Source organism: Galbibacter sp. (genome assembly GCF_035306585.1).
Lineage (GTDB): Bacteria > Bacteroidota > Bacteroidia > Flavobacteriales > Flavobacteriaceae > Galbibacter.
In genome coordinates, this window is the sequence record NZ_DATGNU010000088.1 from 1 (window position 1) to 12,977 (window position 12,977).

At 38.4% G+C, this 12,977-nt stretch carries 9 protein-coding genes; 2 read left to right on the forward strand and 7 right to left on the reverse strand.

Annotation, left to right across the window (positions count from 1 at the left end):
* Positions 1–217: 217 nt before the first annotated feature.
* From hppD to uvrC, 4 genes are all read right to left on the reverse strand, one after another.
* The gene (hppD, locus tag VKY50_RS08685; RefSeq protein WP_324300909.1) at positions 218–1,357 is read right to left on the reverse strand and encodes a 4-hydroxyphenylpyruvate dioxygenase; all 1,140 of its coding nucleotides are present in this window, start codon (positions 1,355–1,357) and stop codon (positions 218–220) included.
* 112 nt (positions 1,358–1,469) lie between these two features.
* Positions 1,470–2,627 (reverse strand): homogentisate 1,2-dioxygenase, encoded by a 1,158-nt coding sequence (locus VKY50_RS08690; protein ID WP_324300911.1) that lies wholly within the window; start codon positions 2,625–2,627, stop codon positions 1,470–1,472.
* A gap of 64 nt (positions 2,628–2,691) precedes the next feature.
* Positions 2,692–4,929: a patatin-like phospholipase family protein gene (locus VKY50_RS08695; protein WP_324300914.1), complete on the reverse strand. Its 2,238-nt coding sequence runs from the start codon at positions 4,927–4,929 to the stop codon at positions 2,692–2,694.
* A complete protein-coding gene (gene uvrC, locus VKY50_RS08700; protein ID WP_324300916.1) occupies positions 4,926–6,728 on the reverse strand; it encodes an excinuclease ABC subunit UvrC in 1,803 nt (600 codons plus the stop codon). Before uvrC ends, VKY50_RS08695 begins: the two co-directional genes overlap by 4 nt.
* A gap of 490 nt (positions 6,729–7,218) precedes the next feature.
* On the opposite strand from uvrC, the gene VKY50_RS08705 reads away from it, so the two are divergent.
* Positions 7,219–7,626, forward strand: coding sequence for a response regulator (locus VKY50_RS08705; protein ID WP_324300917.1), 408 nt, complete (start codon positions 7,219–7,221; stop codon positions 7,624–7,626).
* A 1-nt stretch (position 7,627) separates the two neighbouring features.
* A complete protein-coding gene (locus VKY50_RS08710) occupies positions 7,628–8,194 on the forward strand; it encodes a 5-formyltetrahydrofolate cyclo-ligase (protein ID WP_324300919.1) in 567 nt (188 codons plus the stop codon).
* A gap of 9 nt (positions 8,195–8,203) precedes the next feature.
* Here the strand turns inward: VKY50_RS08710 and VKY50_RS08715 are convergent, their stop codons facing one another.
* From VKY50_RS08715 to ileS, 3 genes are all read right to left on the reverse strand, one after another.
* Positions 8,204–8,824 carry a lipoprotein signal peptidase gene (locus VKY50_RS08715; protein ID WP_324300921.1) on the reverse strand — a complete coding sequence of 207 codons (621 nt, stop codon included), beginning with the start codon at positions 8,822–8,824 and terminating at the stop codon, positions 8,204–8,206.
* A gap of 848 nt (positions 8,825–9,672) precedes the next feature.
* The gene (locus tag VKY50_RS08720) at positions 9,673–10,053 is read right to left on the reverse strand and encodes a TraR/DksA family transcriptional regulator (RefSeq protein WP_008991899.1); all 381 of its coding nucleotides are present in this window, start codon (positions 10,051–10,053) and stop codon (positions 9,673–9,675) included.
* Position 10,054: 1 nt separating this feature from the next.
* Positions 10,055–12,977, reverse strand: a 2,923-nt coding sequence (gene ileS / locus VKY50_RS08725) for an isoleucine--tRNA ligase (protein ID WP_324300925.1), incomplete at its 5' end; no start/stop codon positions are given.

Consider the following 12,977-nt stretch of genomic DNA (forward strand, 5'->3'; position numbering starts at 1 on the left):
AAACTCGACCGAAGCCGAGTTTTTTTCATTAACCAACCAAAACTTTAAATTATGAAAACTTTACTTAAAGTCTGCAATGGGCACCACCCCATTTGCGAGCGCAAAGTTAACACATAAGTTATGTTATACAAGTACATTAGCTAAGTTTAACTTTTTTAACACTAAGAATTCAATTTGTTTCGTTTCTAATTACCGAATTATCAATAAAAAAGCTTGTTTATAGTGTTCCTCGTAACTTTTGTTCCCTTTCGATTGCCTCAAAAAGGGCTTTAAAATTTCCTTTTCCAAAAGATTTTGCGCCTTTTCTCTGAATTATTTCAAAAAACATAGTAGGACGATCTAAAACTGGTTTGGTAAAGAGTTGTAAAAGGTATCCTTCGTCGTCCCGATCAATGAGAATTCCTAATTCTTTTAAAGGTTCTAAATCTTCGTCTATCTGTCCAACCCTATCCAAAACGGTCTCGTAATAAGTTGAAGGGACTTTTAAAAATTCTACACCACGTTGTTGCAGCTTTTTAACTGTTTCAATAATGTTATCAGTCGCCAAAGCCACATGCTGCACCCCAGCCCCATTGTAAAACTCTATATATTCCTCAATTTGGGATTTCTTTTTTCCTTCTGCAGGTTCATTAATTGGAAACTTAATACGACCATTTCCATTACTCATCACTTTACTCATTAAAGCGGTGTAATCTGTGGAGATATCCTTATCATCAAAAGAAACCAGTTGTGCAAACCCCATTACATGAGCGTAAAAATCACACCATTTTCCCATTTCATTCCACCCGACATTTCCAACTAAGTGATCGATATATTTCAACCCTGTTTCCGCTGGCTTATAGGAAGGATTCCAAGGCTTAAAACCTGGCATAAAAGCCCCGTGGTAGTGTTTACGTTCGACAAATACATGTACCGTTTCTCCGTAGGTATGAATTCCTGAGAGCACCACCGAACCATTCTCATCTTCTAGGGTCTTGGGCTCCATATAACTACGCGCTCCTCTTTTTATCGTTTCCCGATAGCTCTTTTTGGCATCATCTACCCAGAGTGCAACCACTTTAACACCATCACCATGTTTATCAATATGCCTATTAATAGGCCCGCCTTCTTTTAAAGGGGATGTTAAAACCAATCGGATTTTATCTTGTACTAGCACATAAGAAGCTTGTTGCTTATTCCCTGTTTCCAGCCCAGAAAAGGCCAATGGTTGAAAACCCCATGCTGCTTGATAATATAGGGCAGACTGTTTCGCATTCCCTACATATAATTCGATATAGTCTGTTCCAAGAAGCGGAAGAAAATCTTCTGCTTCTTCTACTTCTTTTTTTAATTTTAAAGATGTTGTATCAGTTGACATTTCAATTAAGTTTAAACGGTTAAAAATATATTCCAATCGCTCATTACAAGAGAACGTCATTACCACATCGCTCGAAGATGTGCCCCTATGGCTAGATAAAATTTTACTCCCATTATTCCAACCATGATTGATGATAGGATCCATCGGAAATCTCAATAGCTTGCTCGGTGACGCGTAGGGGCTCAAAGGTGTCGACCATTACTGCCAATTCTTTTGTTTCTTTTACCCCAATACTTCGTTCCACTGCGCCAGGGTGCGGACCATGTGGGATTCCTGCTGGGTGCAATGAAATATACCCTTTCTCAATGTGGTTTCTGCTCATAAAATCACCATCCACATAATATAGAACCTCATCAGAATCAATATTACTGTGATTATAAGGTGCTGGTATGGAATCTGGATGATAGTCATATAATCGTGGCACAAAGCTGCATACCACAAAAGCATCTGTCTCGAAAGTCTGGTGAACAGGTGGTGGTTGATGTATTCTGCCTGTTATGGGTTCAAAGTCGTGAATGCTTAAAGCATAGGGAAAATTATACCCATCATATCCCACGACATCGAAGGGATGACTGGCATAGATGACATCAAACAACGATTGTTCCTTTTTTATTTTAATAGTAAAATCACCCTTTACATCATAGTGTTCCAATTCATAAGGCCTGCGGATGTCTCGTTCACAATATGGGGAATGTTCTAATAATTGACCAAACCAATTTCGGTAACGTTTAGGGGTGTAAATAGGCCTATTCGACTCGACTATAAACAACCTATTCTCGTGATTTTCAAAGTCCATCTTATAGATCACTCCTCTGGGAATAACTAAGTAGTCTCCATAATCAAAATCAAGGTTGCCGAGTTGGGTTCTTAGCTTTCCTTTGCCTTGATGCACAAAAATTAATTCATCAGCATCAGCATTCTTATAAAAGTAATCTTTGGTTGATTTGCGTGGCGCTGCTAAAGCAATTGTACAATTCTTATTAGTAAGTATGGGCGTTCTACTTTCTAAATAATCATCTTCTGCACTTACCTTAAAACCATGAAAACAATAGGATTGAATATTATTCTTTACGGCAATCTTAGGTGCCACATCAACTGCTTTGCCGATGGCCTTTACCTGCGTTGGCCGGTGAATATGGTATAAAATGGAAGACATCCCCTCAAATCCAACCGTTCCAAATAACTGCTCATAATATAAACTGCCATCTGGCTTTCTAAAAGCCGTATGACGCTTATGTGGTATCTCCCCTAATTTGTGATAAAAAGGCATAACGCAAACGTTTGAATTATTACAAATATCGTAATAATTTACCAAGATCACATCAAAAATTACCTTAAAACCAATATCCGACGCTAAATGTTAAGAATTTTTCATTCATCTCTGGAGACCAATTGAACTTGGCTTGAATTGGACCGATAATGGATTCATATCCATAACCCACAGAATACCCCGTATAGTCCGGTAGCGTGAACCATTCTCCTGATTCGAATATATCATTACCAGCATTGGCAAAATTCGCCGTCACATTTAAGTGACTGTTTTTAAAGAATTCCCAATCGGCATTAAAAGTAGCCTTTACATAACCGTTTCCGCCAAAACTTACAAAATCATATCCAAGAAATGGGGTGATGTTATTGATAAAGTCATTTCCCCAACCACCTAAGATAAACCTAAGGGATTCCACTTCTGAATTTCCAAGGTGAAACCCTCCTTCTGTAAATAGATCAAACGATAAATTATGGGTAATCGGTGTGGCAAATCCCATTTTAGCTTTTGCTATAGAAAATGGCGAAAAGTCTCCTTTATACCCACTTTGCATCACAAGCCAATGAAAATCACCCTCGAAAAGAAAACCATGGGTTGGAAAGTATTTATCATCCAGGCTATCGAATCGCACATACCCATAGGTACTAAAGAAGTTTCCTTTTTCTAACTCGATCTCGTCGCCTCCTTCCTCGGCTACAGTTTTAGAATCTATTTCGATAAGTTTGTGCTCCAATCCAATTCCAAGCGTAAACTCTTCCTTCCAAACGGTCTGCATATAAATCTGATTGGTCAGATCGAGCATTTCAATATCCAAGCGATTTAAATCAGGATACAAGAGTTCGAGGTCTTCATTTATCATTCTATAATTCACATCTTTATCAAAGGTATTGAGCCTGGACTTAATTCCATAACTCCAATAAAACCCTTTATCCAAATAATAATGAAAATTATAGCGAATGTTGTCTCCTAATATAAAATCTAAAAATGCAACATCGTCATCAAAAAGTAAATGTTTACGAGTCAGGTTGATAAGACCTGCCGTTTTGTATAAACCATCATAATGTAGACCAAACTTTAAGAGCATATCATTCTGGGTTTCCACTACAGGAACGACCATTTCATACCCTTTGTCCATAGGACGAAATTCATAGCGCACACTTCTAAAGTTATCCGTTGCTGCCAAATTACTCATTCCTGTTTCAATTTCATCAAAAGTGGTATATTGTTCGGTGGTATACCTGAGTTTTCCTTTCAAATAAGCCCTGGTATATTTTTCATTTCCTTTAAATATCATTTTACTTATAAGAAAGCTATCCTTGACCCTTTCAGGACTTCTTGGCTTTGGCTTTAAAATCTGAAGTTCTGCAATACTATCAAGGGTACTTAACTTATTGACTGCCGCCTGATAACCACTTTGAATAATATCCGCTCCTTTACCAAAGGACAAAACATCAAAGCCTGTAATGTCTGGTTTGATATGTACATCCGTCTTTTTCAGTTTTTCAGACATGGCATTGATAGTGTTGTAATAGTTAATTTGCACCAAAACGTCTGTAGCAGATTTTAACTTATCTCTTTTAAGCAAGGAATCCTGAACATCCACTCCAATGATAATATCTGCTCCCATTTCAAGGACCTCATCCACTGGGTAGTTATTGACAACTCCACCGTCCACTAGAAGTTTATCTTGATAAATTACAGGCTCAAAAAACGAAGGAATGGCTGCACTTGCGGCCACCGCCTTTGGAAGATATCCTTGATCTAATTTAATAGGATCTCCTGTCTCAACATCTGTAGCCATACAGAAGAAAGGTATGGGGAGTTTATTAAAATCATTGATCCCTTCAACATTAAAAAACAACTTGGTCAAAAGGTTATAAAGATTTTGCCCTTTCGATAACGAAGTAGGAAGGGATACTTTAAAATCATTGAATGGCAATGCACCAATATAGGTCTCATAATTACGCTTTTCGTAAAAAGACATGGAACTCCTTGGAATTTGGTCTTGTAATAAGACATCGAAATTGGTAACCCTAAAGATGGAATCTAGTTGCTTAGCAGAATAACCAGCCGCGTACAGCGATCCAACAATGGCTCCCATACTTGTCCCTCCTATATAATCCACACGAATCCCTGCCTCCTCGATAGCTTTTAATGCGCCAATATGAGCAAGTCCTTTAGCGCCCCCTCCACTTAAAACCAAACCAACCTTAGGATCGTCGGGATTATGCTCCTGGGCAGCGCTAGTAAACACCCCTATCAGGGCGAAAAACATCATAGGGAAGATCGTTTTGTGGATGCTCATTGGTTCGATATTTTTTGTAATGCGTTATATATGATTTCAGCCTTTGCTCCCCCTACCAGTTCACTAATTTCTTCCTTGGTGGCTGCTTTTATTCGTTTGACAGATTTAAATTTCTTTAACAGCTGGGTGGCCGTTTTTTCCCCTACTCCTTTAATTTGCAAAAGTTCAGAATTAATCGCTGCCTTACTTCTTTTTTGACGATGAAATGTAATTCCAAATCTATGAGCTTCATTTCTAAGCTGCTGAATAATTTTAAGTGTTTCAGATTTTTTGTCTAGGTATAAGGGGATGGAATCACCTGGATAGTATATCTCTTCCAAACGTTTTGCAATTCCAATAATAGCAATTTTATTCCTAAGTCCCAAGCGATCTAAACTTTTTAAGGCAGAGGACAACTGCCCTTTACCACCATCAATCACAATCAGTTGCGGTAACGGCTCGTCTTGGTCGATCAGTCTTTTATAGCGCCGATGGACCACCTCTTCCATGGAGGCAAAATCATCTGGTCCTTCTACAGTTTTAATGTTAAAATGGCGATAATCCTTCTTACTAGGTTTCCCGTCTTTAAAAACAACACAAGCGGCCACAGGGTTGGTTCCTTGAATATTTGAATTATCAAAACACTCGATATGTCGGGGTTCTACATTTAAGCGAAGGTCCTTTTTCATTTGTGCCATAATTCTTTTTACATGGCGATCGGGATCTGTGATTTTTAATTGTTTAAAACGTTCTTGGCGGTACAATTTGGCATTGCGAACAGAGAGTTCCAAAATCCGTTTTTTATCCCCCAATTTAGGAACACTCACTTTCACATCCTTTACCACATCAACCTGAAAAGGGACTAGGATTTCTTTTGACAAGGAGTTGAATCTTGAACGCAATTCTGTTATAGCAAGTTCTAGAAGCTCTCGATCACTTTCATCGAGCTTCTTCTTCATCTCAATGGTATGCGCTCGAATGATGGATCCAAAAGATATTTGTAAAAAATTCACATAACCGTATTCTTGGTCACTAACCACAGAGAACACATCCACATTGTTGATCTTAGGATTTACAATAGTAGATTTGGATTGATAGTTTTCTAGGATTTCGATTTTTTCTTTAAACTCCTGAGCTTCCTCAAACTTCATTTGTTGGGCCAACAAATTCATTTTATTTTTAAATCGATAAATGGAATCTTTAAAATTCCCTTTTAGAATTTCTCTTACGGCTGTAATCTGTTCTTGATATTCCTTGTGGCTTTGATAGCCCTCACAAGGTCCCAAACAATTTCCAAGATGGTATTCCAAGCAAACTTTAAAACGCCCTTGTGCTATTTTTTCTTTAGAGAGGTCATAAGAACAGGTGCGTATCTTATAAAGCTCCTTAATTAGATCGAGTAAAGTGCGTACGGTCCTCATGCTTGTATAAGGACCAAAATATTCCGAACCGTCTTTAATAAGGTTGCGGGTTGTAAATATTCTAGGAAAACGCTCGTTTTTAATGCATATCCAGGGATAGGTTTTATCATCCTTAAGAAGGACATTATATCGAGGCTGATATTTTTTTATCAGGTTGTTCTCTAATAATAATGCATCTGTCTCGGTAGGAACAACGATATGATCAATACGATGAATCTTCTTAACCAGCACTCTAGTCTTGCCATTTTCATGATGCTGACGAAAGTAAGAAGACACCCTTTTCTTTAGATTTTTAGCCTTTCCTACATAAATAATTTTACCCTCCTTATCCAAAAACTGGTAGATCCCAGGGTTGTCAGGAAGGGTCTGAAGTTGTATGTCAATAGGCGCTTTGGTCATCAACTCTGAGTTTTCAACACAAAGATACTTCAATAATCATATAATCTTAATGGATTGGTGTAATTCTTAAAATCAGCTTCTTTAGCGCTCATAAGTACGCCATCCATGCCGCAGAAATACCAGATGTCACCCACCTTTAAAGCTGGTAACACCTCAGGAGTCAGTTTGATCCATGTTACAAGTCCAGGACTTTTTTAGGGAAGTGCCCAGAATGAGATAAATATCAAGTAGCATTTTAAGAAGGTTAAGAATACGGAAAACAACAATATCGCCCATATAAGATAGATTGTAACTGAAAATTTTCGTATCATTGCATAGCCAGCGCTTAGCGATCAAAAGCTCGTAAAGGACATGCGAGCCAAAGGATAATTACTGTTAAAATTGCATTTCACATGGTGATACAAACAATAAAACAAAAGCAGCTGGTATGGAATGTTAAGATAAAGACTTAATGATTTGTCCATTATAAAATACCCCTAACTTAATACAAATGAATCATAAAATTGACCTAGCCTGTATTATTGATGACGATAAGCTTTATGTGAAAATGTTATCCCGTTTATTGGATATCAAGAAATTATGCAAAGAGTTCTTGGTCTTTGAAAATGGCAGTGAAGCATTTAGCTACTTCAAAGATATATTTGACCAACCTGAAAAAGAGAAAATCCCACAAGTTATATTGCTAGATCTAAACATGCCTGTGATGGATGGTTGGCAATTTCTAGAGGAGTTCGTGAAGATAAAATCAAAGATGGATCGTCCAATCACCCTATATGTGGTAAGCTCATCAATTAACCCAGATGACATTCAGCGGGCAAAGGAATTCGAAGAAGTTTCGGATTATTGGGTAAAACCCATTTCCCTTGGTGAACTTGAGGAGATGTTTGAAAAAGTATAAAATGCGCAAAGCAACACTTCGTACCTTATATAAAAATAAACGCGCACAACTCTCCGAGGACCAAATAGAGCAATTCAGCATCGATATTGCAAATCAGGCTTTAAAATTTGACAAACTCTGGGATTACCAAAATTATCATCTTTTTTTAAGTATTATAAGCCAAAAAGAGGTCAATACTGATTTTCTCTTAAGTGTATTACAGGGGAAAGATAAAAATGTGCTGCTCTCCAAGAGTGATTTTAAAAATGCATCCCTTTCGCATTACCTGCTAACCGATAGTACCGTAATAAAGGCAAACGACTATGGCATTCCTGAACCAGAGCATGGCATAGCAATTCCTGTCCATCAGATAGAGGTGGTATTTATCCCGCTTTTAGCCTATGATCAAAAAGGGAATCGTATTGGATACGGAAAAGGATTTTACGATCGATTCTTGGCACAGTGTAAGCCAGAAACTCTTAAGGTCGGTTTGTCCTTCTTCCCAGCAGAAGATACCATTACAGATGTAAACCCTAATGATATTCCGCTAGATTATTGCATTACACCACAGGGCGTTTTGAAATTTTAAGCACTTCTTCTAATCCTCATGAGGGAAAGCCTTTTTGTTAAAGACAATTAATATACCGACACCGGTACTAATAGCAGTATCGGCAATATTGAATACGGGCTCAAAGAATCGAAGTTCCTTTCCGCCTAACCAAGGTACCCATTGTGGCCAAACGGTGTCGATAAGGGGAAAATACAACATGTCCACTACTCTTCCGTGGAATAAGCTGCTATACGGATTATCGCTGAAGAGTGTAGCGACCTGCCCATAGCTTTCATCAAATAATAGTCCGTAAAATACCGAATCTATGATATTTCCAAGTGCGCCAGCAAAAATTAATGCCTGAGCCCAAATCAGCGTTTTTGTCCCTCCTTTTTTAATAGAGGTGTAAAGCCAGTATCCAATTCCACAAATAGCAATTAAACGAAATATAGTAAGGGAAAGTTTTCCAGTTTCATCAGAAACAAATGGAAGGAGGTCACTAATTTTAGTCCCCCAAGCAGCACCTTCATTTTCTATAAAAAGGATTTTGAACCAACTGAAGACCTCCACAAATTCGCCCAATACAAAATTGGTTTTAATATAAACCTTGGAAATCTGGTCTATAAGCAAAACCAGTACGATAATTAATGATGCTTTTTTTAATGACATACTTTTGGAAACTAAATTAAAAAGGTGATAAAAATAAGGATATTATTCTTAATACGTCGTTAATTAATTACCACTCTTTTAATCAGCTTAAAAATGATGCTCGACCAAGGCAAAATTATCTTATAGCCTATTAGCCCCAGGGGCTTTCATTGGGTTACTCAAGGCCTTTAGATCAGCTACCAAAAATGGGGGTTAATTGCAGTTCCAACCTTCCCTTTCACAACACTCAGCGTATGGATCCAGGTGGGACCCTTCCTTACCTTCTAATGCAAGTAAGTCTAAACGGCAATACATAGCCTGTTATGCTCCAATTTTCGGTGGTAATTGTAGAGGTAAAGATAGAACTATTAGCTGTATCCCACTGGTATTTGCTCCGTGCCAAGCCCTGGATTTCTGAACCTCTAGCTTGATAAGATTCTTCTCTGCCAGTTTGTAATAGTTCACTTACTTGTGATGTACCAACCAAGAGCTTTTTCTTCAGATGATATACCAGCCATTACTAGGAGAGGTCTACTGGTTTGTTTTAGTTTCCGTTCTATCTATCTGCTACATTTCCGGTGTTGTTTCCCAGCAGCGTACCACTTCGATTTGTCGTAAAACTTTATCCGGAGCGCTTTGCCCTTGTAGGTAGTTTTTGCCAATAAAGCTCGGGAGGCGGGGGTGCCTCCAGCATCCTTTTTAAGATCCTTCCACAGGATGGACACCCTTGCTCTGGGGTAATACTCCCCACTATTAATCCGTAGTTAGGAGACCTGCACCAATAGTGTTCGCGCATGTTAGAACTAAAAAACGCCTCGAAGAGAAGCGTTTTTCTATTTTATTGTGAAATTCATATGTTCTTTTCCCACCTATTGCATATTCTTAGCCTCAATACTCAGGGTAGCATGCGGCACTAATTTAAGGCGCTCTTTATTGATCAACTTACCAGTCACTCTACAAATACCATAGGTCTTGTTTTCAATACGAACTAACGCATTTTTAAGATCCCTAATGAATTTCTCTTGTCTTAAAGCCAATTGAGTATTCGCCTCTCTACTCATTGTTTCAGAACCTTCCTCGAAGGCTTTAAACGTAGGAGAGGTATCATCTGTACCATTATTTCCATCATTCTTGTAAGCACTTTTCAGAAGTTCCAAATCCTGATAAGCTTTTTCTATTTTAGCTTCAATAAGTGCTTTAAATTCTGCTAAATCTTTATCAGAGTATCTTTCTTTTACATCTGTTTCCATCTTACTTGTGTTTTTGAATAATTAACTTAGTATTCACCTGATCAAAAGCAATTTCTACACCTTCTTCTAGATGATCTTCAAAATACAGTTGTGCCGTCAGTGTTTCTGCTTTAATGTACATTATATTGTCCTCTACAGCCTTTTCCACAAAACCGTCCTTTTGAAGCTTTACATCTATTTTATCTGTCACTTCAAAACCAGAATCCTTACGCAAATTCTGAATTCTGTTCACTAACTCTCTAGCAACACCTTCGTTACGCAATTCTTCAGTTATAGTGACATCTAAAGCTACAGTTATCGCACCAGAACTGGCTACTAACCAACCCTCAATGTCTTGCGATGAAATTTCTACCTCATCAATTCCTAAAGTTACATCTTTTCCGTTAATAACCATATTAATTTCTCCAACGCGCTCCATTTTCTGGATATCCTCTTGCCCTAATTTACCTATCTCACTAGAAATCAACTTCATATCCTTACCAAAACGTGGACCTAACACCTTAAAATTAGGCTTAATTTGTTTAATTAGTATTCCTGAAGCATCATCGATTAAGCTGATTTCCTTAACATTCACTTCTGATTTTATTAGATCTTCAACTCCCTTAATTTCATCACGTTGCTTCTGGTCAAGTACCGGAATCATTACCTTTTGCAAAGGTTGACGAACTTTAATCTTCTCCTTTTTTCGCAGTGACAACACAAGGGATGAGATTATTTGAGCTTTCTCCATTTTGCCCTCTAACGATTTATCAACAAAGTTGTCGACAAAAACCGGAAAATCAGCCAAATGCACACTTTCTACTTCTTCTTTAGTAGTAACGCCTACTAAATCCTTATACAACTGGTCCATATAAAATGGCGCAATTGGCGATGAAAGCTTTGCCACTGTCACTAAACAATTGTATAACGTCTGATAAGCACTTATCTTGTCTTGTCCGTACTCCCCTTTCCAGAATCGCCTTCTACTAAGACGAACATACCAGTTACTCAGGTTCTCTTGAACAAAATCAGAAATTGCCCTAGCTGCGCGTGTAGGCTCATAATCTCCATAGGCCTGATCCACTGTTTGAATCAAGGTATTTAGTTCAGAAAGAATCCAACGATCTATCTCTGGACGCTCCGCTAAAGGGATATCCGCTTCTTTGTAGCTGAAATTATCAATATTGGCATATAAACTAAAGAAGGAATATGTATTGTATAAGGTTCCAAAAAACTTACGTCTAACCTCAGCAACACCTTCAGAATTAAATTTTAAATTATCCCAAGGATTCGCATTAGAAATCATATACCAACGTGTGGCATCTGGCCCAAACTCCTTTAATGTTTTAAATGGATCTACGGCATTACCTAATCGCTTTGACATCTTCACGCCGTTTTTATCCAAGACAAGTCCGTTTGAGACTACATTTTTATATGCTACCGAATCAAACACCATGGTTCCAATGGCATGAAGGGTATAAAACCATCCGCGTGTTTGATCCACCCCTTCCGCAATATAATCCGCTGGATAAGCCGCACCACTATCAATTTTCTCTTTATTCTCAAAAGGATAGTGCCACTGTGCATAAGGCATAGATCCTGAATCAAACCATACATCGATCAGATCTGGTTCTCTATACATGGGAGCACCAGTGGAGGAAACCAATACGATTTTATCTACAACATTTTTATGTAAATCTACCTTATCGTAGTTGGCCTCGCTCATATCTCCAACTACAAATTCCTCATAAATATCGGAGGACATTATTCCAGCTTCAACCGCTTTGGCTATTTCAGCTTTTAATTCTTCAAGTGATCCAATGACCACCTCCTGCTTACCATCCTCAGTCCGCCATATTGGAAGTGGAATTCCCCAGAACCTAGAACGTGATAAGTTCCAATCATTGGCATTTAACAACCAATTACCAAATCGTCCTTCTCCGGTAGCCTTTGGCTTCCAATTAATTTCTTGGTTCAATTCATACATGCGATCCTTCATCTGCGTAACTTTGATAAACCATGAGTCTAAAGGATAATACAATACGGGTTTATCTGTTCGCCAACAATGTGGATAACTGTGTACATATTTTTCAACCTTAAAGGCTTTATTTTCTTCTTTTAATTTAATAGCGATTTCGACGTCTACAGAACGCTCAGGAACCTCTGAATCCTCATAGTACTCATTCTTTACGTACTTTCCTCCGATTTCATCAAGTTCGGTTCTAAACCTACCTTGCAGGTCAACCAGTGGAACTGGGTTGCCATTTTCATCTAATACCAACATCGGTGGTATCTCAGGAATAGCCTCCTTAGCAACCTTGGCATCATCAGCACCAAATGTAGGAGCGGTATGCACAATACCAGTTCCATCTTCCGTGGTCACAAAGTCCCCTGCAATAACTCTAAATGCATTTTCTGGATGTTGATAGGGCAAGGCGTAGGTTAACAATTGCTCATAGGTTGCACCAACTAAATCAGCTCCTTTCCCTTGGCTTACCACCAGGTAAGGTATTTTTTTATCACTTTCTTTAAAACGCTCCAAAGCCTGTTGATCCTCCACCTGTTGGTACTTACCACTAAAGAGCTTGCCTAACAATGGCTTTGCTAGAACCACATTGATAGGTTCAAGGGTATATTGATTGTATGTTTTTACTAGTACGTAATCAATCTTCGGCCCAACAGTAAGTGCCGTATTGGAAGGCAGGGTCCAAGGCGTGGTCGTCCAAGCTAAAAAATAAACGGCACCATGACCTTTTAAAAACGCTGGCAAACTATCTTGTTTTGCTTTAAACTGTGCCACGATAGAGGTATCGGTTACATCCTGATAGGCTCCGGGTTGGTTAAGCTCATGTGAACTCAAACCTGTTCCAGCCTTTGGTGAATATGGCTGAATGGTATATCCTTTATACATTAAACCCTTGTCGTAGATCTGTTTCAACAACCAC

What these genes read in the sequence shown, in the direction of transcription:
- VKY50_RS08695 (WP_324300914.1), bottom strand. Translation starts at nt 4,929, where the DNA reads ATGAGCATCCACAAAACGATCTTCCCTATGATGTTTTTCGCCCTGATA.
- hppD (WP_324300909.1), bottom strand. Translation starts at nt 1,357, where the DNA reads ATGTCAACTGATACAACATCTTTAAAATTAAAAAAAGAAGTAGAAGAA.
- VKY50_RS08705 (WP_324300917.1), top strand. Translation starts at nt 7,219, where the DNA reads ATGAATCATAAAATTGACCTAGCCTGTATTATTGATGACGATAAGCTT.
- uvrC (WP_324300916.1), bottom strand. Translation starts at nt 6,728, where the DNA reads ATGACCAAAGCGCCTATTGACATACAACTTCAGACCCTTCCTGACAAC.
- VKY50_RS08710 (WP_324300919.1), top strand. Translation starts at nt 7,628, where the DNA reads ATGCGCAAAGCAACACTTCGTACCTTATATAAAAATAAACGCGCACAA.
- VKY50_RS08720 (WP_008991899.1), bottom strand. Translation starts at nt 10,053, where the DNA reads ATGGAAACAGATGTAAAAGAAAGATACTCTGATAAAGATTTAGCAGAA.
- VKY50_RS08715 (WP_324300921.1), bottom strand. Translation starts at nt 8,824, where the DNA reads ATGTCATTAAAAAAAGCATCATTAATTATCGTACTGGTTTTGCTTATA.
- VKY50_RS08690 (WP_324300911.1), bottom strand. Translation starts at nt 2,627, where the DNA reads ATGCCTTTTTATCACAAATTAGGGGAGATACCACATAAGCGTCATACG.